The organism is Kineococcus haloalkalitolerans, from assembly GCF_050871905.1.
GTDB lineage: Bacteria > Actinomycetota > Actinomycetes > Actinomycetales > Kineococcaceae > Kineococcus.
Map to the genome: position 1 here is coordinate 16,968 of NZ_JBJLSH010000017.1, position 24,105 is coordinate 41,072.

At 76.4% G+C, this 24,105-nt stretch carries 25 protein-coding genes and 1 pseudogene; 15 read left to right on the forward strand and 11 right to left on the reverse strand.

The window, feature by feature from the left end:
- Positions 1 to 51 precede the first annotated feature (51 nt).
- Positions 52 to 282, forward strand: coding sequence for a DUF3046 domain-containing protein (locus ACRYMY_RS08625; RefSeq protein WP_432546855.1), 231 nt, complete (start codon positions 52 to 54; stop codon positions 280 to 282).
- A 28-nt stretch (positions 283 to 310) separates the two neighbouring features.
- Here the strand turns inward: ACRYMY_RS08625 and ACRYMY_RS08630 are convergent, their stop codons facing one another.
- A complete protein-coding gene (locus ACRYMY_RS08630) occupies positions 311 to 1,303 on the reverse strand; it encodes an SMP-30/gluconolactonase/LRE family protein (protein ID WP_432546856.1) in 993 nt (330 codons plus the stop codon).
- 263 nt (positions 1,304 to 1,566) lie between these two features.
- Here ACRYMY_RS08630 and recA point away from each other — a divergent pair.
- Together recA and ACRYMY_RS08640 are read left to right on the forward strand one after the other, a co-directional pair.
- A pseudogene (recA, locus tag ACRYMY_RS08635) lies at positions 1,567 to 2,598 on the forward strand (recombinase RecA); the annotation flags it as partial.
- 110 nt (positions 2,599 to 2,708) lie between these two features.
- Positions 2,709 to 3,182, forward strand: coding sequence for a regulatory protein RecX (locus ACRYMY_RS08640; RefSeq protein ID WP_432546857.1), 474 nt, complete (start codon positions 2,709 to 2,711; stop codon positions 3,180 to 3,182).
- A gap of 84 nt (positions 3,183 to 3,266) precedes the next feature.
- Here ACRYMY_RS08640 and ACRYMY_RS08645 read toward each other — a convergent pair whose 3' ends face one another.
- From ACRYMY_RS08645 to ACRYMY_RS08660, 4 genes are all read right to left on the reverse strand, one after another.
- A complete protein-coding gene (locus ACRYMY_RS08645; RefSeq protein WP_432546858.1) occupies positions 3,267 to 4,166 on the reverse strand; it encodes an amino acid ABC transporter permease in 900 nt (299 codons plus the stop codon).
- Positions 4,163 to 4,813, reverse strand: a complete 651-nt coding sequence (locus ACRYMY_RS08650) for an amino acid ABC transporter permease (protein ID WP_432546859.1) — start codon at positions 4,811 to 4,813, stop codon at positions 4,163 to 4,165. Before ACRYMY_RS08650 ends, ACRYMY_RS08645 begins: the two co-directional genes overlap by 4 nt.
- A gap of 124 nt (positions 4,814 to 4,937) precedes the next feature.
- Entirely contained in the window at positions 4,938 to 5,837 is a 900-nt protein-coding gene (locus ACRYMY_RS08655) for a glutamate ABC transporter substrate-binding protein (protein ID WP_432546860.1), read from the reverse strand.
- 95 nt (positions 5,838 to 5,932) lie between these two features.
- The gene (locus tag ACRYMY_RS08660) at positions 5,933 to 6,730 is read right to left on the reverse strand and encodes an amino acid ABC transporter ATP-binding protein (protein WP_432546861.1); all 798 of its coding nucleotides are present in this window, start codon (positions 6,728 to 6,730) and stop codon (positions 5,933 to 5,935) included.
- Between the two features lie 119 nt (positions 6,731 to 6,849).
- Here ACRYMY_RS08660 and miaB point away from each other — a divergent pair, with 119 nt between their 5' ends.
- Entirely contained in the window at positions 6,850 to 8,382 is a 1,533-nt protein-coding gene (gene miaB, locus ACRYMY_RS08665; RefSeq protein WP_432546862.1) for a tRNA (N6-isopentenyl adenosine(37)-C2)-methylthiotransferase MiaB, read from the forward strand.
- A gap of 218 nt (positions 8,383 to 8,600) precedes the next feature.
- On the opposite strand, the gene ACRYMY_RS08670 is transcribed toward miaB, so the two are convergent.
- Positions 8,601 to 8,921 (reverse strand): antitoxin, encoded by a 321-nt coding sequence (locus ACRYMY_RS08670; protein WP_432546905.1) that lies wholly within the window; start codon positions 8,919 to 8,921, stop codon positions 8,601 to 8,603.
- 65 nt (positions 8,922 to 8,986) lie between these two features.
- Here ACRYMY_RS08670 and miaA point away from each other — a divergent pair, with 65 nt between their 5' ends.
- Together miaA and dapF are read left to right on the forward strand one after the other, a co-directional pair.
- Positions 8,987 to 9,946, forward strand: coding sequence for a tRNA (adenosine(37)-N6)-dimethylallyltransferase MiaA (gene miaA, locus ACRYMY_RS08675; protein WP_432546863.1), 960 nt, complete (start codon positions 8,987 to 8,989; stop codon positions 9,944 to 9,946).
- Complete coding sequence (gene dapF, locus ACRYMY_RS08680) at positions 9,943 to 10,902, forward strand: diaminopimelate epimerase (RefSeq protein WP_432546864.1); 960 nt, start codon at positions 9,943 to 9,945, stop codon at positions 10,900 to 10,902. Before miaA ends, dapF begins: the two co-directional genes overlap by 4 nt.
- A 23-nt stretch (positions 10,903 to 10,925) precedes the next feature.
- Here the strand turns inward: dapF and ACRYMY_RS08685 are convergent, their stop codons facing one another.
- Positions 10,926 to 11,555, reverse strand: coding sequence for a class I SAM-dependent methyltransferase (locus tag ACRYMY_RS08685; RefSeq protein WP_432546906.1), 630 nt, complete (start codon positions 11,553 to 11,555; stop codon positions 10,926 to 10,928).
- A gap of 170 nt (positions 11,556 to 11,725) precedes the next feature.
- On the opposite strand from ACRYMY_RS08685, the gene hflX reads away from it, so the two are divergent.
- The 3 genes from hflX to ACRYMY_RS08700 all read left to right on the forward strand — a co-directional run bounded on the left by hflX (position 11,726) and on the right by ACRYMY_RS08700 (position 16,297).
- On the forward strand, positions 11,726 to 13,369 hold the full coding sequence (hflX, locus tag ACRYMY_RS08690) for a GTPase HflX (protein ID WP_432546865.1): 1,644 nt from the start codon (positions 11,726 to 11,728) through the stop codon (positions 13,367 to 13,369).
- 120 nt (positions 13,370 to 13,489) lie between these two features.
- The gene (locus ACRYMY_RS08695; protein ID WP_432546907.1) at positions 13,490 to 15,577 is read left to right on the forward strand and encodes an ATP-dependent DNA helicase; all 2,088 of its coding nucleotides are present in this window, start codon (positions 13,490 to 13,492) and stop codon (positions 15,575 to 15,577) included.
- 51 nt (positions 15,578 to 15,628) lie between these two features.
- The gene (locus tag ACRYMY_RS08700) at positions 15,629 to 16,297 is read left to right on the forward strand and encodes an aspartate/glutamate racemase family protein (protein WP_432546866.1); all 669 of its coding nucleotides are present in this window, start codon (positions 15,629 to 15,631) and stop codon (positions 16,295 to 16,297) included.
- Between the two features lie 32 nt (positions 16,298 to 16,329).
- Here ACRYMY_RS08700 and lexA read toward each other — a convergent pair whose 3' ends face one another.
- The gene (lexA, locus tag ACRYMY_RS08705) at positions 16,330 to 17,061 is read right to left on the reverse strand and encodes a transcriptional repressor LexA (RefSeq protein ID WP_432546867.1); all 732 of its coding nucleotides are present in this window, start codon (positions 17,059 to 17,061) and stop codon (positions 16,330 to 16,332) included.
- 172 nt (positions 17,062 to 17,233) lie between these two features.
- On the opposite strand from lexA, the gene ACRYMY_RS08710 reads away from it, so the two are divergent.
- From ACRYMY_RS08710 to ACRYMY_RS08725, 4 genes are all read left to right on the forward strand, one after another.
- Positions 17,234 to 17,500, forward strand: coding sequence for a DUF2277 domain-containing protein (locus ACRYMY_RS08710; protein ID WP_432546868.1), 267 nt, complete (start codon positions 17,234 to 17,236; stop codon positions 17,498 to 17,500).
- Positions 17,501 to 17,690: 190 nt separating this feature from the next.
- On the forward strand, positions 17,691 to 18,230 hold the full coding sequence (locus ACRYMY_RS08715) for a LysM peptidoglycan-binding domain-containing protein (RefSeq protein ID WP_432546869.1): 540 nt from the start codon (positions 17,691 to 17,693) through the stop codon (positions 18,228 to 18,230).
- Between the two features lie 162 nt (positions 18,231 to 18,392).
- Entirely contained in the window at positions 18,393 to 18,869 is a 477-nt protein-coding gene (gene nrdR, locus ACRYMY_RS08720) for a transcriptional regulator NrdR (protein ID WP_369052998.1), read from the forward strand.
- Between the two features lie 67 nt (positions 18,870 to 18,936).
- A complete protein-coding gene (locus ACRYMY_RS08725) occupies positions 18,937 to 19,854 on the forward strand; it encodes a proteasome assembly chaperone family protein (RefSeq protein ID WP_432546870.1) in 918 nt (305 codons plus the stop codon).
- Between the two features lie 25 nt (positions 19,855 to 19,879).
- Here the strand turns inward: ACRYMY_RS08725 and ACRYMY_RS08730 are convergent, their stop codons facing one another.
- Together ACRYMY_RS08730 and ACRYMY_RS08735 are read right to left on the reverse strand one after the other, a co-directional pair.
- The gene (locus tag ACRYMY_RS08730) at positions 19,880 to 20,341 is read right to left on the reverse strand and encodes a pilus assembly protein CpaE (RefSeq protein ID WP_369053001.1); all 462 of its coding nucleotides are present in this window, start codon (positions 20,339 to 20,341) and stop codon (positions 19,880 to 19,882) included.
- 60 nt (positions 20,342 to 20,401) lie between these two features.
- Positions 20,402 to 21,424, reverse strand: coding sequence for an NADP-dependent oxidoreductase (locus ACRYMY_RS08735; RefSeq protein ID WP_432546871.1), 1,023 nt, complete (start codon positions 21,422 to 21,424; stop codon positions 20,402 to 20,404).
- Positions 21,425 to 21,543: 119 nt separating this feature from the next.
- On the opposite strand from ACRYMY_RS08735, the gene ACRYMY_RS08740 reads away from it, so the two are divergent.
- On the forward strand, positions 21,544 to 21,897 hold the full coding sequence (locus ACRYMY_RS08740; protein WP_432546872.1) for a TraR/DksA family transcriptional regulator: 354 nt from the start codon (positions 21,544 to 21,546) through the stop codon (positions 21,895 to 21,897).
- Positions 21,898 to 21,971: 74 nt separating this feature from the next.
- Entirely contained in the window at positions 21,972 to 22,661 is a 690-nt protein-coding gene (locus ACRYMY_RS08745) for an NAD(P)H-binding protein (protein ID WP_432546873.1), read from the forward strand.
- Here the strand turns inward: ACRYMY_RS08745 and ACRYMY_RS08750 are convergent.
- Positions 22,606 to 24,015: a hypothetical protein gene (locus tag ACRYMY_RS08750; RefSeq protein WP_432546874.1), complete on the reverse strand. Its 1,410-nt coding sequence runs from the start codon at positions 24,013 to 24,015 to the stop codon at positions 22,606 to 22,608. The two genes, ACRYMY_RS08745 and ACRYMY_RS08750, sit on opposite strands and share 56 nt — an antisense overlap.
- Positions 24,016 to 24,105: the final 90 nt, after the last annotated feature.

Sequence of the window (24,105 nt, forward strand, 5' to 3'; positions counted from 1 at the left end):
GCCGGTGGGGCGCAGCGGGTGGCGTCCCGGCGGGCGTGGCAGGGTGCCCCCGTGCGACTCAGCGAGTTCTGGACCCTGGTGGAGGACGAGTTCGGCGCCGCCTACGGCCGCTCGCTGGCCGCCGACCAGGTGCTGCTGGCGCTGGAGGACCGCACCCCCCGCCAGGCCCTGGACGCCGGGGTCGACCCGAAGATCGTCTGGCTGGCGCTGTGCGAGGCCATGGACGTGCCGCCCGAGCGCCGCCTGGGCAAGGACCCCGCCCGCCGTCCGCGCTCGGGCTGACCGGCCTCCGCGGCCGCCCGCGCCGGTCTCACAGCCACTTCAGGTCGGCGCCCACGGCGCTCGTGCGCAGCCGGTACAGGCTGGTGGAGGCGGTGACGAACACCGTGGTGCCGTCGTCGCCGCCGAAGCACAGGTTGGCGACGACCTCGCCGACGACCACCTCGAGCAGCTTCGCGCCGTCGGGCGCGTACACGGACACCGCGTCGCCGTTCGAGGTCCACACGTTCCCGGCGGTGTCGACGCGGAAGCCGTCGGCCAGCCCGCGGTCGACCTCGACGAAGACGCGGCCGTTCTTGGCCACCGGCCCGCCCGGCACCGCGCCGGGCCCGCGGCCCCCGCGTGTGCCGCGCAGCACGTCGTAGACGCGGATCAGCCGGTGCGAGCCGCCGCCGGGGACGGCCGCGGCGGAGGTGTCGGCGACGTACAGCAGCGACTCGTCGGGGGAGAAGGCCAGGCCGTTGGGCTCCTCGACGTCGGTGACCACGGGCCGCACCTCGCCGGTGACCGGGTCGAAGCGGAAGACCCAGTTGTCGCCGTACTCGCGCCGGCCCGGGTGCCCCTCGACGACGACGCTGATGCCGTAGGGCGGGTCGGTGAACCAGATCGAGCCGTCGCGGGCCACGACGACGTCGTTGGGGGAGTTGAAGCGGTGACCGGCCCAGCGGTCGACGAGCACGGACGTGTCGCCCGAGGCGTTCTCGTGCTCGAGCGCGCGCCGGCCGTGCGAGCAGGCGACGATCCGGCCCTCGGCGTCCAGGGTCCGGCCGTTGGTGTGCTCGGCGCCCTCGCGGTGCACGCGCAGGCCGCCCTCCTCGTCCCAGCGCAGGACCCGGTCGCCCGGGATGTCGCTGAAGAGCACGGCCCGCTCCTGCGGCAGCCAGACGGGACCCTCGGCCCAGGTGGACAGGGTCCCCAGCCGCTCCAGCCGCTCGCCGTCGGGCACGAGGCCGGCGCCGCGCGCCTCGAGCACGCGGGGGGCGCCGCCGTCGGGAGGGGTCGGGGTCTCGGTCGTCGCGCTCACGGGCTGGTCCTCCTCGACCGTCGGGTCGGCCGCGGGGCGCGGCCGTGCGCGGGAGGCTAGCCAGCGCCGACACGCGCGCGGCGCGGCGGTGGCCGCTCGAACAGGTGTACGCCTATCGTGGAGGGGTCCACAGGGGGCCGGAGCGCCCCGCCGTCCACACCGGGCCCCGCGTTCGGGGCTCGTGTCGGAGGCGGGTCGTAGCGTCCTCGACGACACACACGCACGGCGGGCCCCGGTCCGCCGACGACACCCGAGGTGAGGACATGCCCGCTCCCGCGGACCGCGAGAAGGCCCTGGAATCCGCGCTCGCCGCGATCGACAAGTCGTTCGGCAAGGGGTCCGTGATGCGGCTCGGCGACGAGAGCCGCCCGCCCATCGAGGTCATCCCCACCGGGGCGATCTCCCTGGACGTCGCCCTCGGCATCGGCGGCCTGCCGCGCGGGCGCGTCGTGGAGGTCTACGGCCCGGAGTCCTCCGGCAAGACGACCGTGGCCCTGCACGCCGTCGCCAACGCCCAGCGCGCCGGCGGCATCGCCGCCTTCATCGACGCCGAGCACGCCCTCGACCCCGACTACGCCGCCAAGCTCGGCGTGGACACCGACGCCCTGCTCGTCTCCCAGCCCGACACGGGGGAGCAGGCCCTCGAGATCGCCGACATGCTGATCCGCTCCGGCGCGCTCGACATCATCGTCATCGACTCCGTGGCGGCCCTGGTGCCCAAGGCGGAGATCGAGGGCGAGATGGGCGACAGCCACGTCGGCCTGCAGGCCCGCCTCATGTCGCAGGCCCTGCGCAAGATCACCGGTGCGCTCAACCACTCCGGCACGACGGCCATCTTCATCAACCAGCTGCGCGAGAAGATCGGCGTCATGTTCGGCTCGCCGGAGACGACGACCGGCGGCAAGGCGCTGAAGTTCTACGCCTCCGTGCGCCTGGACGTGCGGCGCATCGAGACGCTCAAGGACGGCACCGTCCCCGTCGGCAACCGCACCCGCGTCAAGGTCGTCAAGAACAAGGTCAGCCCGCCGTTCAAGCAGGCCGAGTTCGACATCCTGTACGGCCAGGGCATCTCCCGCGAGGGCGGCCTGATCGACCTGGGCGTCGAGCACGGCTTCGTCCGCAAGTCCGGCGCCTGGTACACGTACGAGGGCGACCAGCTGGGCCAGGGCAAGGAGAACGCCCGCGCCTTCCTGCGCGACAACCCCGACCTCGGCGACGAGATCGAGAAGCGCATCAAGGAGAAGCTCGGGGTCGGCCCGCGCGTGGACGCCCCGGCCGAGGAGCCGGCGGTCCAGTTCTGAGCCGGTCCCCGCGCACGGGGAGGGCGCCCGGTCCGGAGGAGAACCCGGACCGGGAGCCCGACCCGCACGACGTCGCCCGCGCCATCGCGCTGCGCCAGCTGACGATGGCGCCGCGCAGCCGCGCCCAGCTGGCCGAGAAGCTGGCGGCCCGCGACGTCCCGGACGAGGTGGCCGCCGAGGTCCTCGACCGCTTCGAGGACGTCGGTCTCGTCGACGACGCCCGCTACGCCGAGGGTTTCGTCAACGCCCGGCAGGGGCAGCGGGGACGGCGGGCGCTGGCCCTGGAGCTGCGCCGCAAGGGCGTGGACGACGAGACTGCGCGCGAGGCCGTGGACGCCGTCGACGACGCCTCGGAGGAGGCCGCCGCGCGCCGCCTCGTGCAGCGCAAGCTCGCGGCCACCCGCGGGCTCGAACGCGCGGTGCGCCAGCGTCGCCTGGCCGGGACGCTGGCTCGGCGCGGGTTCCCGCCCGGGCTCGTCATGAGGGTCGTGCGCGAGGAGCTGGCGGCGGACGACGTGGACGACGCGGTCGTCCTGACCGACCCCGACGTCCTGGAGGGTCCGGACGACCTGGGGTGACGGGCTCCCGGACCCCGGGGTGCGACGGACGAGGCCCGCTCGCCCACCCCGGGATCCTCCCGCCGCAGCGGCGGCGCGCGGGGCTCAGGCGCTGCGCGCGCCGGGGGCCTGCAGCTCGCTCTGCTCCTCGACCCGGTCCGTCCGGCGGCGACGCCGGCGGCCGGTCGAGGTGCGCCGCTGCACGTAGCGGGCCACCTGCTCCAGCAGCACGTTGATGACGATGTAGATCAGCCCGATGACGAAGTACGTCTGCAGCGGGTTGTCCAGGAAGCCCCGCAGCTGGTCGGCGATCTTGCCCAGGTCCTGGATGAGCGCGAGGACGATGCTGGCCAGAGCCGTGTCCTTGAGGATGACGACCAGCTGGCTGATGAGGGCCGGCAGCATCGCCCGGACGGCCTGCGGGATCTGGATGGAGCGCATCACCTGCCCGCGGGTCAGGCCCACCGCGAGCCCGGCCTCGACCTGCCCCTTGGGCAGCGCCAGGACCCCGGCGCGCACGATCTCCGAGATGATCACGCAGTTGTAGAGGGTGAGCCCGATGACGAGCGACACCTCCGGGCCCTGGTTGACGCCCAGGGTCCGGGTGAGGACGTCCACGTACAGGATCGTCACGATGACGGGCAGACCGCGCAGCAGCTCGATCACCGCCACGAGGGGCAGCCGAGCCCCCCGCCCGAGCGAGAGCCGGGCCGAGGCGATGACGATGCCGATCACCAGGGACAGGAGCACGGCGAAGAAGGCCGCGCGCAGGGTGACCACCAGGCCGTCGCCGATGCGGGACCACACCGCGGGGAACTGCTCGTCGGCCGGGTTGACGAGGGGGTTCCACAGCTCCGCGTCGAACTGCCCGCGCTCGGCCAGGCGCAGCACCACCAGGACGAGCACCCCGACCAGGACGGCGGCGGCCACGACGCTGCCGACGAGGATCCGCCGACGGGCCCGCGGACCCGGGGTGTCGAAGAGGACGGCCTCGGGCTGGCTCACCGGGCCACCTCCAGTCGGCGCTCGGCCAGCGCCAGGAGCGCGGCCGTGCTGAGGGTCATGATCAGGAAGCCGATGGCCACGCCGGTCAGGACGGGCAGCTGCGGGTAGCCCTGCGCGCTGGTCAGTCGGGCGTACACGCTGAAGAGCTCGCCACCGACACCGAAGGCGCCGACGACGGCGCTGTTCTTGGTCATCGCGATGAGGACGTTGCCGACGGGGGGCACCACCGCGCGCAGCGCCTGCGGCAGGATCACCAGTCCCACGATCTGGCGGAAGGTCAGGCCGATCGCCCGCGCGGCCTCCGCCTGCCCCGCCGGCACCGTCGCGATGCCCGAGCGCACCGCCTCGCAGACGAAGGCGGAGGTGTAGAGCACGAGGGCGGTCACGCCGAAGACGTAGTACGAGGCGTTGATGCCGACGGTCGGGATCCCGAAGGCCATCGTGAACAGCACGATCGCCAGGGGCGTGTTGCGCAGCCAGGTCACGTAGAAGGCCCCGAAGGCGCGCAGGACCGGGATCGGTGAGATCCGGAAGACCGCGAGGACGGTGCCCCACAGGAGGCTGCCGACGGCTCCCAGCGCAGCGATGCCGAGGGAGCGCAGGAAACCGCTCCAGAAGAGGTCGATGTTGTCGATGACCGGCTGCACGCTCGGGCCTCCGCCTCCGGGGCTGACGGGAGCACGAGGAGGGGCGGCGGCCACGTCGTCGGAGCCGTCGTCCCCCCTCGTGCGCTGGGGGTGGAGCGCCGGGGCGCTCCAGGGGTGGTGCGGGTCAGACGCAGGGGTCGGGCTCGGGCAGCGCGGGGACCTCGGTGCCCTCGTACTGACCGGCCGTGGAGATCCAGGCCTCCTCGTAGTAGCCCTCGTCGGCGGCCTGCTGCAGCGACTCGTTGATGAACTCGCAGAAGGCGGTGTCGCCCTTGGCGATGCCGACGCCGTAGGGCTCCTCGGTGAACTGCTCGCCGACGAGCTTGAACTCGCCCTCGTTCTCGGCCACGTAGCCGGTGAGGATGACGTTGTCCGTCGTCATCGCCTGGACCTGGCCGTTCTGCATGGCCGCCACGCAGTCGTCGTAGACCTCGAACTCCACCAGCTGCCCGGGCGAGGCCAGGTACTCGCGGATGTTCTCGGCCGGAGTCGAGCCGGTCACCGAGCAGATGGTGACGTCCGGGTTGGCCGCCAGGTCCTCGGGGCCGTTGATCGTGGTGTTGTCCGCCAGGACCATGATCTGCTGGCCGGCCTCGTAGTACGGGCCCGCGAAGGTGATCCGCTCCTTGCGGGTGTCGTTGATGGTGTAGGTGGCGACCACCATGTCGACGGTCCCGTTGACGATGAGGTCCTCGCGCTGGGCGCTGGGAGCCTCGACCCACTCGATGGAGTCCTCGCCGATGCCGAGCTGCGCCGCGATGTACGTGGCGATCTCGACGTCGAAGCCCTCGGGGGTGCCTTCGAGGTTGGCCAGCCCGAAGCCGGGCTGGTCGAACTTGGTGCCGACCGTGATGGTGCCTGCCTCGCTGATCTCGGCCATCGTCGTGCCGGCCTCGAAGCTGACGTCGGTGGAGGGGCTGGGAGCCTCCGCGCCCTCGGTCGCGGCGTCGTCCCCGCCGCAGCCGGTGAGGGCGAGCGCGGCGGCGGCGGACCCGGCGAGCAGGGCGGTGCGGAACTTCCTCATGGGGGCGGTGCCTCCTGGTCGTGTCGTCGTTCCTGCGGTGTGCCGCGGAGCGGCGGCGGCGCCGGGGGTGGCCCGGTGCCGCGGTCCGGGGACCCTCAGTGCGTGAGGATCTTGGAGAGGAAGTCCTTGGCCCGATCGTGCCGGGGGGCGGTGAAGAACTCCTCGGGCTCGGCGTCCTCGAGGATCCGCCCGTCCGCCATGAAGACGACCCTGTCCGCGGCGCGGCGGGCGAAACCCATCTCGTGCGTGACGACGATCATGGTCATGCCGCTCTTGGCGAGACCGGTCATCACGTCGAGGACCTCGTTGATCATCTCCGGGTCCAGCGCCGACGTCGGCTCGTCGAAGAGCATGACCTTCGGCTCCATGGCCAGCGCCCGGGCGATGGCCACGCGCTGCTGCTGACCCCCGGACAGCTGGGCGGGGTACTTGTCGGCCTGGCTGGCCACGCCCACCCGCTCGAGCAGCTCGGTGGCGCGCCGGTCCGCGTCGGCCGAGGGGACGCCGCGGACCTTCGTCGGCCCGAGCGTGACGTTCTCGCGCACCGTCTTGTGCGCGAAGAGGTTGAAGGACTGGAACACCATGCCGACGTCGGCGCGCAGCCGGGCCAGCTCCTTGCCCTCCTGGGGCAGCTCGCGGCCGTCGACGGTGATGTGCCCGGAGTCGATCGTCTCCAGCCGGTTGATCGTCCGGCACAGCGTGGACTTGCCGGAGCCGGAGGGGCCGATGACGACGACGACCTCGCCGTGCGCGACGGTGAGGTCGATGTCGCGCAGGACGTGCAGCTGCCCGAAGTGCTTCTGCACGCCGCGCAGCACCACCAGCGGCTCGCGGCCGCCGGTGCCCCGCGGGGGCTCGGCGTCCGGTGAGGCCGCCTGGGCGTGGTCACTCATGCGGGCAGAACCTACACACACCCGCCACCGTGACCAGCGGACCGGGCACGTGGCGGGCACATCGTGATCCGGCCGTGACGTCGGCCCGGGCCGGTGCCGGTGACCTACCCTGGGAGGTGATGAGCACGCCCACCGTCCCGCGCCCCGCGACCCCGGCTCCCGCGCCGCGGCCGGGGGAGCAGCCGCGCACCTACCAGGTGCGCACCTTCGGCTGCCAGATGAACGTCCACGACTCCGAGCGCCTGTCCGGGCTGCTGGAGGACGCCGGCTACGTCCGCTTCGACGAGGCGCCCGGTGAGGCGCCTGCCGAGCCGGACGTCGTCGTCTTCAACACGTGCGCGGTGCGCGAGAACGCCGACAACAAGCTGTACGGCAACCTCGGCCACCTGGCGCCGGTGAAGGCGCGCCGGCCCGGCATGCAGATCGCGGTGGGCGGCTGCCTGGCGCAGAAGGACCGCGGCGAGATCGTCCGCAAGGCCCCCTGGGTGGACGTCGTCTTCGGCACCCACAACGTCGGCTCGCTGCCGGTGCTGCTCGAGCGCGCCCGCCACAACGAGCAGGCGCAGGTGGAGATCCTGGAGTCGCTGGAGGTCTTCCCCTCCACGCTGCCCACCCGCCGCGAGTCGCCCTACGCGGCGTGGGTGAGCGTCTCCGTCGGCTGCAACAACACCTGCACCTTCTGCATCGTGCCCAGCCTGCGCGGCAAGGAGAAGGACCGCCGGCCCGGCGACGTGCTCGCCGAGGTCGAGGCCCTCGTCGCCGAGGGTGTGCTGGAGGTGACGCTGCTGGGGCAGAACGTCAACACCTACGGCGTGGAGTTCGGCGACAAGCTGGCCTTCGGCAAGCTGCTGCGGGCCACCGGCGCCGTCGAGGGCCTGGAGCGCGTGCGCTTCACCAGCCCGCACCCGTCCAGCTTCACCAGCGACGTCATCGACGCGATGGCCGAGACGCCCACCGTCATGCCGAGCCTGCACATGCCGCTGCAGTCCGGCTCGGACCGGGTCCTGCGGGCCATGCGCCGCAGCTACCGGCGCACGCGCTTCGCGGCCATCGTGCAGGAGGTGCGCGAGCGCATCCCCGACGCAGCGATCACCACCGACATCATCGTCGGCTTCCCCGGCGAGACGGAGGAGGACTTCCAGCAGACGCTGGAGGTCGTCGCCGAGTCCCGCTTCGCCAGCGCCTTCACGTTCCAGTACTCCCCCCGGCCGGGCACGCCCGCCGCCACCATGGACGACCAGGTGCCCAAGGCCGTCGTGCAGGAGCGCTACGAGCGGCTCGTGGCCCTCCAGGAGGAGATCGCCTGGTGGGAGAACCGGGCCCAGGAGGGACGCGTGCTCGACGTGCTCGTGTCCGAGGGCGAGGGCCGCAAGGACGCCGCCACGCAGCGGCTGTCCGGCCGCGCGCCCGACAACCGGCTCGTCCACTTCGCCGTCCCGCAGGGCCAGGTGGCGCCGCGGCCCGGCGACGTGGCCACGGTGACCGTCACGCGCGGGGCCCCGCACCACCTGGAGGCCGACGTCAGCGGCACCTGGGCGGTGCGGCGCACCCGCGCCGGCGACGCCTGGGAGGCGCGCCAGGCCCGGCCGGAGCCGGAGGTCGCCGGCCCCCGGCCCGTCTCGCTGGGCCTGCCCGCGCTGCGCACCCGCTGACCGCGTCCCCGGGCGGTCCCGCCGCCCGGGGAGCGCGCTACTTCGCCGGCGGGGTGACCGGGTCCGGCGCGGGCCCGGGGTCCGGCACCGGGCCCGGGTCCGGCACGGGCGGCGAGCCCGGGCTGCCGGGGTCCGGCACCGGCGAGGGCGGCGGGGGAGTCGTCGGGATGGTCACGGGACCTCCTGGGTCGGTGCTCGTCCTCGGCTGCTGCCCGCGCTCAGCGCGCGGGACCGGTCATCGTCGTGCCGTCGTGCGCCTGGCCGCCGCGCATGCTCGTGCCGCCGTCGGCGTGCTCGGTGCGCACGGGCTGCCCGGCCGCCACGCGCACGCCCGAGCGCGCCACCCGCGACACCCGCGCCACGTGCGGGGCGTACTTGCCCTCGGTGCGCTGGTCGACGAAGCGCGCCGCGCGGTCGATCGCGCTGCCGGCCTGCCCCTCGTGGTCGGCGACGAACGAGCCGGCCCGCCGGCGCGCCACCCCGATGGCCTCGCCGGTGCGCTCCACGGCCTCGTCCAGCTTGCGGTTCAGGTAGTCCATCGTGCCCACAGTCGGCTCCTCCCACGTCGGGCGAACAGGGTCCCAGCGTCTGACAGCATGCCGCCGTGGGCCACCCGAGGACGAGCGAGGAGCCGACCGCGCCCGTGGTGGCCGTCGTGGGGCCCACCGCCTCCGGCAAGTCCGACGTCGCCGTCGCGCTGGCCCGGCTGCTGCCGGAGGGCGGCGAGGTCGTCAACGCCGACGCGATGCAGCTGTACCGCGGGATGGACGTCGGCACCGCCAAGCTCGCGCCGGCCGAGCGGGGCGGGGTGCCGCACCACCTCCTGGACGTGCTGGACGTCACGCAGGCCGCGGACGTCGCCAGCTACCAGCACCTGGCCCGGGCGGCCTTCGACGAGGTCGCGGCCCGCGGGCGTCGCCCGCTGCTCGTCGGCGGCTCCGGCCTGTACGTGCGCGCGGCGCTGGACGAGATGAGCTTCCCCGGCACCGACCCGCGGGTGCGCGAGCGCTGGGAGGCCGAGCTGGCCGAGCGCGGCCCGCACGCCCTGCACGCCGTCCTCGCCGCCCGTGACCCCGACGCCGCGGCGCGCATCCTGCCCGGCAACGGCCGCCGCGTCGTGCGCGCGCTGGAGGTCGTGGAGATCACCGGGCGGCCGTTCGCGGCGTCGCTGCCCGAGCAGCGGTACGCCCGCCCGGCCGTGCAGGTCGGCCTGGCCGTGCCGCGCGAGCAGCTGGACGCCCGCATCGACGCGCGGGTGCGGCGGATGGCCGCCGACGGCCTCGTGGAGGAGGTGAGCGCCCTGGCCGCCCGCGGCCTGCGCGAGGGGCGCACCGCCTCCCGGGCCCTCGGGTACGCGCAGGTGCTCGACGCGCTCGACGGGCGCACCACCCTGGAGGAGGCCCTGGAGCTGACGGCGCGCCTCACCCGCCGCTTCGCCCGCAAGCAGGAGTCGTGGTTCCGGCGCGACCCGCGCGTGCACTGGCTGGACGCGCCCGACGGCACGAGCGCCGCCGAGCTGGCCGAGCGGGCGGCGCGGCTGGCCGCCGTAGGCTGCCCGGCGTGAGCACCGACCCCACCGCCCGCGGCGTCGCCTTCAGCAAGGGGCACGGCACCGAGAACGACTTCGTCCTCGTGGCCGACCCCGAGGGGACCTGGGACCCGAGCCCCGCCGACGTCGCCCGCGTGTGCGACCGGCGTGCGGGCGTCGGCGCCGACGGCCTGGTGCGCGTCGTGCGCAGCGCCGCGCTCGCCGACGGGGCGGCGCTGGCCGCCGAGGCCGAGTGGTTCATGGACTACCGCAACGCCGACGGCTCGGTGGCCGAGATGTGCGGCAACGGCGTGCGCGTCTTCGCCGAGTTCCTGCTCGCCGAGGGCTTCCTCGACGCCGCCGCCGGCGACGGGCGCTGGGTCGCGGTCGGCACCCGCGCGGGCGTCAAGCGCGTGCGCCGCGAGGGCCCGGGCCGCTGGACCGCCGACATGGGCCCCTGGCGCCTGACCGGCGGCGAGCGGGCCCTGGCCGACGGCACCGACGCCCTGGTCGCCGTCCCCGGGCTGGGCGGCGTGCCGCGCCCGGCGCTGTCGGTGGACCTGGGCAACCCGCACACCGTCGTCGCCCTCGCCGAGCCGGCCGAGCTGGAGGCCGCCGACCTCACCCGCGCCCCCGAGGTGCGGCCCGTCCCGGCGCACGGCACCAACGTGGAGCTGGTCGTCCCGCTGACCGCGGTCGACGTCACCGGCGACGCCGTCGCCGACCTGGGCGAGGTGCGGATGCGGGTGCACGAGCGCGGCGTCGGCGAGACCCGCTCGTGCGGGACGGGTGCGTGCGCCGCGGCCCTGGCCACGCGCGCCTGGGCGGGCCCCGGCGCCCCCGGCGCGTGGCGGGTGGAGGTCCCCGGCGGCGAGCTCGTCGTCACCGTCGGCGAGGGCTCGTCCCTGGTGGAGGGCACCGTGCTGCTGACCGGCCCGGCCGTGCTCGTGGCCTCCGGCGTCCTCGGCGACGCGCTGCTGCAGCCCGCCTGACGGGGGCGCGGCGCGGCGCCCGGTCAGTCCCGGGTCAGCGTGAGCACCCGGAACCCCTTGGCCGTCGCGGTCCGGCGGGCGCTCACCCCCGGCACGCCGCCCTCGTCGAGCCAGCGCAGCAGCGAGTCCGCGCCGAGGTTCTTCTGCACCACCAGGTGCGCCTGCCCGCCCGGGGCCAGCCGCGCCCCCCACCGCCGCAGCATCCCGTGCAGCGCAGGCTTGCCGACCCGGATCGGCGGGTTGGACCACACCTCGGCGAAGGACACCTCCGGCGGCACCTCGTCCGGCGTCACCGCCCGCACCCGCACCCGCACACCCAGCCGGTCGGCGTTGCGGCGCACCAGGTCCAGGGCCCGCTCGTTGACGTCGACGGCCCACACCGCGCGCCCCGGCTGGCGCAGCGCCAGCGTCAGCGCCACCGGCCCCCACCCGCAGCCCAGGTCCAGCACGTCACCGGTGGCGGCCGGGTCCTCGGGCACGAGCGGCAGCAGCACCGCGGTGCCCGGGTCGACGCGGTCGGCGGAGAAGACCCCGCGCGCGGTCGTGACCGTCACGTCGCGGTCGGCCAGGCGCACCGCGACCTCGCGCCGCTCGTCGGCGGAGGCCGGCCGCGCCGTGAAGTAGTGCTCCTCGCCCGTCCCCGAGCCCGTCACCTGGTCCGTGCCCGCGCTCGTCCCCGCGCCGCCCGTCGTGCCACCCGCCACGGGCCCAGGGTAGGTGCCCGGCGGAATCCGCTCGCCAGCCGCGGCGTTGCACTGAGACGCTGGACGTCCCGTCGGAGCGCGAGACCCGCGCCGGGCGGCCGGCACGACCGAGGAGGTCCATGAACCACCCCCACGACCGAGCGTCCACGACGACCCGCCCCACCGGCGCGGCCCCCGTCGACGAGCAGAGCCGCTCGGACGCCCGTCAGCGCGGGGCCGAGCAGCCGTCCGCCGGGCAGACGGAGCTCGACCGCGCGCTCGCGCGCATCCTGCGCGGGCACGACCAGCACGAGCAGCAGGACGCCGACGCCGTCCCCGCGGCGCCGGACGACCAGCCCACCGACCAGCGGGCGGACCAGCCCACCGACCAGCGGGCGGACCGGCGCACGGACTACGACGGCGAGCAGCTCGACCTCGCCGACCGGCGCGCCCTGCGCCGCGCCGCCGGGCTGTCCACCGAGCTCGCCGACGTCACCGAGGTCGAGTACCGGCAGCTGCGCCTGGAGCGCGTCGTCCTCGCCGGGGTCTGGTCCTCGGCCGACTCCAGCCGCGAGGAGGCCGAGGTCTCCCTGCAGGAGCTGGCCGCCCTGGCCGCCACCGCGGGCTCCGACGTCCTCGACGGCGTCCTGCAGCGCCGCTCCACGCCCGACCCCGCCACCTACCTGGGCGCGGGCAAGGCCGCGGTGCTGGCCGACCTGGTCGCCGAGTCCGGCGCCGACACCGTCGTGTGCGACGGGGAGCTGTCGGCGTCCCAGCGCCGCGGGCTGGAGGACATCGTCAAGGTGAAGGTCGTCGACCGGACGGCCGTGATCCTCGACATCTTCGCCCAGCACGCCAAGAGCCGGGAGGGCAAGGCCCAGGTCGAGCTGGCGCAGCTGGAGTACCTGCTGCCGCGCCTGCGCGGCTGGGGCGAGTCGATGTCCCGGCAGGCCGGTGGCCGCGTCGCCGGTGGTGCGGGGATCGGTTCCCGCGGTCCCGGTGAGACGAAGATCGAGCTGGACCGCCGCCGCATCCGCGCCCGGATGGCCAAGCTGCGCCGGGAGATCCGCGGCATGGGCACCGCCCGCGACGCCAAGCGCTCCGTGCGCACGGCCCGCGCGGTCCCGTCGGTGGCCATCGCCGGGTACACCAACGCGGGCAAGTCCTCGCTGCTGAACCGGCTCACCGGGGCCGGGGTGCTCGTCGAGGACGCCCTGTTCGCGACGCTGGACCCGACGGTGCGGCGCGCGCAGACCCCCGAGGGCCGGCCGTACACCCTGGCCGACACGGTCGGCTTCGTGCGCCGGCTGCCGCACCAGCTCGTCGAGGCCTTCCGCTCCACGCTGGAGGAGGTGGCCGACGCCGACCTCGTCCTGCACGTCGTCGACGGCTCCCACCCCGACCCGGAGGGGCAGCTGGCCGCCGTGCGGGCCGTCCTGGCCGACGTCGACGCCCACCGCGTGCCCGAGCTGGTCGCGGTGAACAAGGCCGACCTGGCCGATCCGGAGGTCCTGCAGCGGCTGCTGGCCCGCGAGCGCGGCGCCGTCGTCGTCTCGGCCCGCACGGGCCGCGGCACGGAGGAGCTGCGTGAGCGGGTGGCGCAGGCCCTGCCGGTGCCGGACGTCGAGCTGGAGGTGTGCGTGCCCTACGACCGGGGCGACCTGGTCCACCGCGTGCACACCACCGGGCAGGTGCTGCAGGAGGAGCACACCGGCGCGGGCACCCGCCTGCTGGCCCGGGTCCGCCCGCGGCTCGCGGCGGAGCTGGACGGCTTCCGCGCCTGAGCCGCCGCACGAGCACGAGCGCCCCCGACCGCCGCGGTCGGGGGCGCTCGTGCTGTGGACCGCGCTCCGGCGGCGCGTCGCGCTGTGGACGGACGGGGACTGTCGGCGCCGTCGGGGAGGATGGCCGGTGTGAGCACCACGACCTCCCCGCGCCCGGCGACGGAGACGGCCGACCCGGCTGACGGGGTCGCCGAGGACGGCGGGGTGGGCCCCGAGGAGGCCGTCGGGCTCCTGTCGGCGGTGGTGGACGTCCTGGGCGGGCAGCGGCGCGAGGGGCAGGAGCGGATGGCGCGGGCCGTCGCCGACGCCGTCGGCGCCCGCCGGCACCTGCTCGTGCAGGCCGGCACGGGCACCGGCAAGTCGATGGCCTACCTGGTCCCCGCCGCGGCCCACGCCGTGCGCACCGGCCGCGCGGTGGTCGTCACCACCGCCACGCTCGCCCTGCAGGCGCAGGTCGTCGAGCGGGACCTCCCCCGGCTGGCGCAGGCCCTCGCACCGCACCTGGAGCGCGAGCCCACGTGGGAGCTGCTCAAGGGGCGCGCCAACTACCTGTGCCGCAACAAGCTCGACGGCGGCTTCCCGGTCGAGGAGGCCGCGCTCTTCGACGTCGACGCGGCCGGTGGCGGAGGCGAGGACCCGACGGCGGGGCGCCTGGGCCGGGAGGTGGTGCGCCTGCGCGAGTGGGCGGCGACCACGACCACCGGCGACCGCGACGAGCTCGACCCCGGCGTGTCCGAGCGCGCCTGGCGCCAGGTGTCCGTGTCGGCGCGCGAGTGCCTGGGCGCCCAGCGCTGCCCGGTGGCCGCCGAGTGCTTCTCCGAGCGGGTGCGCGCCCGCGCCCGCACCGTCGACGTCGTGGTGACCAACCACGCCATGACGGCCATCGACGCCCTCGAGGGCGGCCAGCTCCTGCCCGAGCACGACCTGCTCGTCGTCGACGAGGCGCACGAGCTGGCGGACCGGGTGACGGCCGTGGCCACGGCCGAGCTGTCGGCCGCGGTCGTGGCGGCCGCGAGCCGCCGCCTGCGGCGCTCGGCGGGGGTGGTCTCCGAGGACCTGGACGACGCGGGCGTCGCGCTCGACGCCGCGCTGGAGACGGCCCCGCCGGGGCGGCTGGACCGCTGGCCGGAGCAGCTGGCCGCAGCGGTCGTCTCGGTGCGCGACGCCGCCCGCGCCTCGCTGACCCTGCTCAAGGACGCCGGCGAGGGCGAGGACGGCGAGCAGCGCGGGGCCCGCCACCTGGCGCGCACCGCCGTGCAGGAGGTCTTCACCACGGCCTCGCGCCTGGCCGACGACGCCGACCACGACGTGGCCTGGGTCAGCGGGGTCGGTGGCGGCCGCGGTCCGGGCGGCGGTGCCCGGCCCGCCCTGCACGTGGCGCCGCTGGGCGTGGCCGGCCTGCTGCGCGAGAAGGTCTTCGCCGAGCGGACCGTCGTCGCCACGTCGGCGACGCTGGCGCTCGGGGGCGCCTTCGACGCCGTCGCGGGCTCCTTCGGGCTGCGCCGGGGCGGCCCGCGGCCCGCCGACGCCGTGCCCTGGACCGGGCTGGACGTCGGCAGCCCCTTCGACTACCCGCGGCAGGGCATCCTCTACGTCGCGCGGCACCTGCCGCCGCCGGGCCGCTCCGGTGCGGACGGCGCCGTCCTCGACGAGATCGCGGCGCTCGTGGAGGCCGCCGGTGGGCGCACCCTGGGGCTGTTCTCCTCCCGCCGCGCCGCGGAGGAGGCCGCCGCGGCGGTGCGTGAGCGCCTCGGCCCGGCCCTGCCGGTCCTGTGCCAGGGCGACGACCGGCTGCCGCGCCTGGTGAGCCGCTTCGCCGACGACCCGGCGACGTCCCTGTTCGGGACGCTGTCGCTGTGGCAGGGCGTCGACGTGCCCGGACCTTCCTGCTCGCTGGTCCTCGTCGACCGCATCCCGTTCCCGCGGCCGGACGACCCGCTGCTGTCCGCCCGGGCGCGGGCCGTGGACGCCGCCGGCGGCAACGGCTTCCTGTCGGTCTCGGTCTCCCACGCCGCCGTGCGCCTGGCGCAGGGCGCCGGGCGGCTGGTGCGCGCCTCCGCCGACCGCGGTGTGGTGGCCGTCCTGGACCCGCGGCTGGCCACCGCCCGCTACGGTTCCTTCCTGCGCGCCAGCCTGCCCCCCTTCTGGGGGACGGCCTCACCGGAGGTCGCGCGGGACGCCCTGCGACGACTGCGCGCACCCGGGTGATCCTCACGACCCCCTGCTGACGGGGGTGCCGCCGGGTGGCATCCTCTCGGCGTGGCCACCGTCGGCTTCCTGCACACCGCGGACGCGCACGTCCGCACCTTCAGCGACCTCCTCGCCGAGCGGGACCGCCGCGTCGAGCCGCGCCACCTGGTCGACTCCGGGCTGCACACCGCGGCCCGCCGGTCCGGCCTGGAGCACGTGCGGCCCTCCGTCGCCGACCGGCTGCGCCGCCTCGTCGCCGAGGGCGCCGACGTCGTCGTCTGCACGTGCTCGACGGTGGGTCCGGTGGCCGAGGAGGTCGGCCTGGAGCTGGAGGTCCCCGTCCTGAGGGTGGACCGCCCGATGGCCGAGGCCGCTGTCGTGGCCGGCCGGCGCATCGCGGTCGTCAGCTCGCTGGCCGAGGCGGCGGCCAGTGCACTGCCCCTGCTGCGCGAGTGCGCCGCGGAGGCCGGGCGGGACGTGGAGCTGGTCCCGGTGGACTGCTCCGGCACCTGGCAGGCCTTCGAGGAGGGCGACCTCATCACCTACGCGACGAGCGTGGCCGAGGCGGTGCGCTGCGCCGTGCGCTCCGCCGAGCCGCCCGTCGACGTCGTCGTCCTGGCCCAGGCCAGCATGGTCGTGGCCGCGCCGCTGCTGCGGGACCTGCACGTGCCCGTGCTGACGACTCCGCGCCTGGCCGTGGAGGCCGCCGTGGAGCGCGTGGTCGGCGCCGCCATCTGATCCCCTGGCCGCGACCGGCCGGGGACGGGGCGTCAGAGCGAGCGCAGGACGGCCGTCACGCGGCCCAGCACGACCGCGTCGTCGGCGTCGATCGGCTCGTACAGGGCGTTGCGCGGCAGCAGCCGGACGTGGCCGTCCTTGCGCTGCAGCACCTTGACCGTCGCCTCGCCGTCGATCATCGCCGCCACCACGTCGCCGTTGTCGGCGGTGGGCTGCTGGCGCACGACGACCCAGTCGCCGTCGCAGATGGCGGCCTCGACCATCGAGTCGCCGACCACGCGGAGCACGAAGTGCTGGCCCGCGCCCACGATCTCCGGGGGCAGGGGGAAGACGTCCTCGACCAGCTGCTCGGCGAGGATCGGCCCACCGGCGGCGATGCGGCCCACCACGGGGACCCAGGTGGGTGCCGGGTGCTCCTCGCCGCCCCCGCTCCAGGGGCCGGTGGTGCCCTCCGCCGGCGGTGGCGCGACCACCTCCAGCGTCCGGGGCCGGCGCGGGTCCTTGCGCAGGTACCCCAGCCGCTCCAGCGTCCGCACCTGGTGGGCGACGCTGCTGGGGCTGGTCAGCCCGACCGCCGTGCCGATCTCGCGCAGGCTCGGCGGGTAGCCGTTGCGGCCCACCGCCTCGCGGATGGCCTCGAGGACCCCGCGCTGGCGGGGGGTCAGCCCGGCGGCGTCCAGCCCCCGGTCGGGCAGGGTGTGCACCGTGGCCGTCGCGTCCTCCGGCACCGGCTGTCCGGCCCGCTCCTCGACCTGGTCGGCCACCTCGGCTCCTCCTGACCCGCGCGCACCGCCGGGGACCCGGCGGCCGCCGCCCCGGCACCGGGCGGCTGCTCGACCGTAGCGCGCGGTCCGTCGCCGATCAAACACCTGTTCGAAGCGTGTCGCCGTCGCTCGCCCCTTGACGGGACCGGTCACCGCGCTCACCCTCCGCGGCATGTGCCGGAACATCCACCAGTTGCACAACGTCGAGCCGCCCGCCACGGGGCAGGAGGCCCGTGCGGCCGCGCTGCAGTACGTGCGCAAGGTCGCCGGGACGACGCGCCCCTCGCGGCGGAACCAGGAGGCGTTCGACCGGGCCGTCGACGCCGTGGCGGCGGCCACGGAGGAGCTGCTGAGCTCGCTCGTGACCACGGCGCCGGCGCGCGACCGGGAGGCCCTCGCCGCGCGGGCCCGCGAGCGCGCCGCGCGCCGCTACGCCTGAACCCGCGGGGGCGGGTCGGGCGCCGGAGCGGGCCCCGTGTCGTACCCGGGTGGCAGCGTGCGCCGCGCACGCCGGGTCGAACACCGTTCGACCGCGGTCTTGCGCACCACCGGTGCCCCGGTGGTACAACTGCCGGGCCGCTTCGAACACCTGTTCGAGCAGGCGCCCGACCGAGATGGAGGCCACCCCCGTGAGCGCCACCGCCCTCGTCCCCGTCCCGACCGTCCCGCGCCGCGCGAGCAGCCCGGCGGTCCCGGGCCGCGGTCGCCCGCCGCGCCCGGGCCGCGGCGCCCGGTCGCGCTCGTCCGCCGTCCTGGTCCTCGTGCCCACGGGCCCCGACTGCCACCGCGCGCCCGTCCCGGCCCCGCGGCGCCCGGCGCCCGCGCCGCGCGCGGTGCGCCGCCCGCTGCGCCTGACCCGGCGCGGCCGGCTGGCCCTGACCACGGCCGCGGCGACGCTGCTGACCTGCACCGCCGTCGCCGCGGTGGGGGCCGCGACGGACGGCGGCCCGGCGCCCGCGCGGGTCCCCCACGCGCCCCTGGTGACCGCCGCTTCCGCGGCGCCGGTCACGGTCACGGTCCTGCCCGGTCAGACGCTGTCGCAGATCGCGGCCCAGTGGGCCCCGGACGCCGACTGGCGCGAGGTGGCCGCGCGGATCGTCGTCCTCAACGACCTGCCCTCGCACGCGCTGCAGGCCGGTCAGCGGCTGAGCCTGCCGGTCCTGGACTGAGCCGCGGGCCGGGCGGGCGCGGGACGGGGCGCGACCGTGACGGGCGAGCAGCGCGGGACGAGCGCCGCCGGGCGGCGGCGCGGTGCGCTACCGTGCGCACCACCGGGCCCGCGCGCCGCCGCGTGCGAGGGCCGAGGCGCCACCGCGCGGGAGGGAACCGGCGTGCACTGTCCGTTCTGCCGTCACCCCGACTCGCGCGTCGTGGACTCCCGCACCACCGACGACGGCAGCAGCATCCGCCGCCGCCGGCAGTGCCCCCAGTGCTCCCGCCGCTTCACCACGGTCGAGACCGCCAGTCTGACCGTCGTCAAGCGCAGCGGCGCGGGGGAGCCCTTCAGCCGCGCGAAGATCGCCTCCGGTGTGCGCAAGGCCTGCCAGGGCCGCCCCGTCAGCGAGGACGACATCGCCCTGCTGGCCCACCGCGTCGAGGAGGCCGTCCGCTCCCAGGGGGCCGCCGAGGTCGACGCCCACCAGGTCGGGCTGGCCACGCTGCCGTTCCTGCGCGAGCTCGACGAGGTGGCCTACCTGCGCTTCGCCTCGGTCTACCAGGCGTTCGAGTCGCTCGCCGACTTCGAGGCCGCCATCCACGCCCTGCGCGCCGAGCGCGAGAGCGCCGCGGCCGGTTCGCCCGGCGCCTGAGCGTCCCGGCCCGCGCTGCCGCCGCGCCCGTCGCGGCGCGGACGGACGGCGGGGGGATGATGACCGCATGCTCGATCCCGCTGCGCTCTACCGTCTCGAGCCGGACGTCCCCCGGCTCGTCGAGCCGCCCCTCGTCGTGGCCCTGTCCGGGTTCGTCGACGCCGGCGCCGCGGTGCGCCAGGCGGTGGACCACCTGCTGGCGACCCGGCGGCACGAGCTCGTGGCGACCTTCGACGTCGACCAGCTGCACGACTACCGCGCGCGCCGCCCGCCGATGACCTTCACGGGGACGACCTGGACCTCCTACGAGCCCCCGCAGCTGCGGGTGCTGCGGGTGCTCGACGAGGACGGCTCCTCGTTCCTGCTGCTGACCGGCCCCGAGCCGGACGTGCAGTGGGAGCGCTTCAGTGCGGCCGTCTGGCAGCTGGCCGACCGGCTCGGCGCGGGGCTGACCGTCGTCCTCAACGCCGCCCCGACCGCCGTCCCGCACACCCGCCCCAGCGGGGTGACCGCCAGCGCGAGCCGGCCGGAGCTGCTGGAGGGCTACCGCACGTGGGAGGTGGAGGCGCAGGTCCCCGGTCACGTCACCGCCCTGCTGCACCTGCGCGGCGCCGAGACCGGCCGCGACGTGCTGTCCGTGCTCGCGCACGTCCCGCACTACCTGGCCGGCAACGACTACCCGGACGCCGCCGCGGTGCTGCTGCGCACCATCTCCGGCGCCACGGGCGTGGACCTGCCGGTGGGGGACCTGCTGGAGCAGGCCGCGGCCACCCGTGTCGAGGTCGACAAGCAGGTGGCCGACTCCCCGGAGGCGCAGGCCGTGGTGGCGGCCCTGGAGGAGCAGTACGACGCCTCCGGCGACGCCGGCCGCGGCACCAGCGCCGGGTCGGCCTACCTGCCCACCGCGGACGAGCTGGGCGCCGAGTTCGAGCGCTTCCTGGCCGGGCAGGACCCGCAGGAGGGTGAGCCGGGCCCCGGGCGCTGAACCGCGGCCGGGTGCGGCCGGGGCGTCAGGCGGTGCGCGCCGAGGACGCCCCGGCGGTCCCGGTGCTGCCGCCGGGGGCCCCGGACAGGTGGTGCAGCAGCGCCAGGGCGTAGGCGCACGCGGGGTCGGGGTCCTCGAAGGCGTCCGCGCCGTGCTCGTCGAGCAGCAGCACGCGGTGCACCGTGCCCTCGGGCCCGTCGCGCCGCTCCAGCCGGGTGAAGCGGTCGCCCAGCTGCTCGCGCAGCTGGTGCTCGGCCGGCAGCCAGCACGCGTCGGGCTGGTCGACGGAGTCGAGCGCCCACTCGGTGGTGCCGTTGAACCCGATGAAGCTGCCGGTGGGGTGGTCGTGCACCTCGACGGTCATGTCGCTGAGGGTGAAGACGTCCTCGTCCATGCCGCGGTGCGGCAGGACGAACCGGTCACCCGGGGCCGGTGCCCAGTGCAGGCCCGCCTCCTTCAGCCGCAGCGCCAGGTCGACGGAGATCACCCGACCAGCATGGACCCGTGCGGCGCGGCGCGCAGCGCGGGCCGGGTCCCCGGCCCCCGGTCAGCGGTGGCCGGCGCGGACGAGCATCTTGCCGGTGTTGGCGCCCCGCAGCAGCCCGATGAGGGCGTCCGGAGCGTGCTCCAGGCCCTCGACGACCGTCTCGCGCGCCACCAGCGAGCCGTCGGCCAGCCAGCCGCCCACCTCGCGCTCGAACTCCGGGCGCAGGTCGGCGAAGTCGCCGACGATGAACCCCTGCAGCCGCAGCCGCTTGCCGACGACGGAGAACAGGTTGCGCGGCCCGGGCGGGGCCGAGGCCAGGTCCCGCGGGGAGTTGTAGGCGGCCACGCTGCCGCACAGCGCGAAGCGGGCGTGGTCGTTGGCCACCGCGATCGCCGCCTCGAGGTGGTCGCCGCCGACGTTGTCGAAGTACACGTCGATCCCGTCGGGCGCGGCGGCGCGCAGCTGCTCCAGGACGGGGGCGGCCCGGTAGTCGAGGCCGGCGTCGAAGCCGAGGTCGTCGACGAGGTGGGCGGCCTTGACCGGCCCGCCCGCGCTGCCCACCACCCGCGAGGCGCCCCTCAGGCGCGCGATCTGCCCGACCAGACCGCCGACGGCACCGGCCGCGCCGGAGACGAAGACCGAGTCGCCGGGGCGCATCGCGGCCACCCGCAGCAGGCCCGCCCAGGCGGTGAAGCCGGGCATGCCGAGCACGCCGAGGGCGGCGCCCTCGTCGACGCCCTCGGGCAGCTGCAGCCGGCGCACCCGGCCGGCGGGCAGCACCACCGAGGAGCGCCAGCCCAGCCCGTGCTGGACGAGGTCGCCCACGGCCAGGCCCGGCGCGCCGGACTCCTCCACGACGCCGACGGCGCCGCCGTCCAGCGGCTGCCCGAGCTGGTAGGGCGGCACGTAGGAGGGCACGTCGTCCATCCGGGGGCGCATGTACGGGTCGACCGACATGACGAGCAGGCGGACGCGGACCTCGCCGTCGCCGACGGGCGCGTCGGGCACCTCGACGAGCGCGAAGTCGTCGGGGACGGGTTCGCCCTGCGGGCGGCGGGCCAGGTGCACTTCGAGGACGCTCACGGGCGCCCACTGTGCTCCCGCCGTGCCCGCACCGCCCCGGCGGGGTATGGATGGGGGCTGCGCCGCGGGGGTCCCGCGGCCCGGTCGTGCTGACCGGCGGACGAGAGGTGGGGGAGACGATGGACACGCAGGTGGCCCGCGAGCGGCTCCTGGAGATGCAGCAGCAGCTGATGGCCGACATCGACGGCATCCGCAGCCGGCTGGAGTCGGGCGTGCTGCCCGACACCCCGGAGGGCGGGGCGGACTTCGGTGACCGCGGTGCCCACGAGCAGTTCGCCGCGCAGGACGAGGGGCTGCTGGACGGCGCCAAGCGCCGCCTGGCCAGCGTCGAGGACGCCCTCAAGCGGATCGAGGCCGGCACCTACGGCATCTCGGTGGTCTCGGGCAAGCCGATCCCCGAGGAGCGCCTGGAGGCCCGCCCGGACGCCGCGACCCTCACCGACGAGGACATCGCGGACGCCCCGCTGCACTGAGCCGTCCGTCCCGCTCGCCGTCCCGCCCGTCGGCGCGGCGGGCGGGACGGCGGGCCCGCTCGTACGGTGGCGGCATGTTCGTCGTCCTGGCAGGAGCCCACGGCAAGATCGCCCAGCACTTGGGCCGCACCCTCGCCGCCCGCGGTGACGAGGTGGTCGGCCTGGTGCGCAACCCCGACCACGCCGCCGACCTGGAGGCGCTGGGCGTGCGCCCGGTGGTGCGCGACCTGGAGAGCGCGTCGGCCGACGAGCTGGCCGGCGACCTGCGCGGCGCGGACGCGGTCGTCTTCGCCGCCGGGGCGGGGCCCGGCAGCGGCGCCGGGCGCAAGGACAGCGTGGACCGCGGCGCGGCCGTCCTGCTGGCCGACGCCGCCCTGCGCGCCGGGGTGGCCCCGTACCTGCTCGTCTCCTCGATCGGGCTGGAGGCCGTCGCGGACGGCCGCACCCCCGAGGGCGTCGACGAGGTGTTCGTCGCCTACCTGCGGGCGAAGCTGGCCGCCGAGCAGGAGCTGCTCGCGCGGGACGGGCTGCGGCTCACGGTGCTGCGCCCGGGCGGGCTGACCGACGACGCGGCCACGGGCCGGGTCCGGCTGGCCCCGTCGGTGGAGCGCGGGCAGGTGCCCCGCGCCGACGTGGCGGCCGTCCTGCAGGAGCTGCTGGACCGCCTCGCCGACGGCAGCGCCGGGAACGGGGAGGTGCTGGAGCTCGTCAGCGGCGACGTGCCGGTGGGGCAGGCCGTCGAGGACGCGCTGACCTCCAGCTGACCGCCGGGCGTCGGGCGCCCGGCCGCGCCGGGCGCCGCGCGCCGGAGACCACGAGCGGCACGGCCACCGCGGTACCGGTGAGCGCGCCGAGCGCCCACGCGGCGCCCACGACCGCCAGGCCCGCTCCCACGGCCAGCCCCACCACGACGGCGGTCACCGTCACGGTGCCCGCGCTGAGGGCCACCAGGAGCTGGGCGCGGGCGCGACCGCGGGCCCGCAGCACGACGGCGGTCAGGTCGAGCGCGGCCACGCAGGGGGCGGACAGCGCGAACGCCACCAGCACCCCCACCCCCGTGGCGGCGTACTCCTCGCCGAGGAGGCGCAGCACGGCGGGCGCCTGCCAGGCGAGCAGCGCGGCGGCGGGCACGACGGCGACCGCCAGCAGGGCGCCGGCCCGGGGCAGGACGGTGCGCAGGGGCGCGCTGCCCGCCTCGGCCAGAGTGGCCGCCGTGACGGCGTAGGCGGTGCCGAACAGCACGTTGGCGGCGGTGAAGCTCAGCTGGACGACGCCGGCCGCGGCGGCACCGCGTTCGGCCAGCACGACCAGCGGGACCAGCAGGGTCGGTGCGTGGACGGCCAGGTGGGCGCCGTGGGCGCCGGCGGCCTCCCCGGCGCGCCGGCGCAGCAGCGCCAGGTCGCGCCGCACGTCCACCCGGTGGGTGGAGCGCCAGCGGCACCGCAGGCGCAGCACGAGCAGGCTGCCGAGCGCGGAGACGGCCGCGCCGCACCCGACGGCGCCGAGCATCCCGGTCGCGTCCAGCGTCCCGGCCGCGGCGGTCAGCCCCAGCAGCACGGCGAGCTTCGCGCCGCCCTGCCCCAGGCCGTCCAGCAGGAGGTTCCAGCGGGTGGCGCGCAGGCCGACGAACGCGGCGTCGGTGACCGAGCTGACCGTCAGGGCCACGGCCGTCCCGACGAGCACGAGCGCCGCGGCGGGGGAGCGCAGCACCTCCAGGCCCGCCACGGCGGACGGCGCCAGCAGCAGGTAGGCGATCGCGCCGACGGTGGCCGCCAGCGCGGTGGCGCCCAGGGCGAGGTCCAGCTCGCGCGACCAGCCCGCCCCCGCGCCCGGGGCCGCGCCCGTCCCCGCGACCGGGTCCGTGGCGCCGTCGGCGGTGGAGACGGCGCGCACGAGCCAGACGGGGGTGCCCAGCAGCGCCGCCAGGGCGAGGAAGGACACGGCCGAGACGAGCACGGTGGCGGTGCCGACGACCTCGGGCGGGGCGCTGCGGGCTGCCAGCACCCAGAACAGGGCTCCGGAGGCGGCGGTCGCCAGGGTCGCCAGGGCCTGGTAGCCGGAGGTCGACACCAGCCGGGCGGACGGGCGGCGCGCCACCCGCTCGCGCCCGGCCCGCACCCCGCGATCCTGCGGGACGCGGCACCGCCCGGCACGTCGGGGCGCCCGGCCGCGTCGGGACCGGGCCGTGTCGGGAGCGGCGCGTGCCGT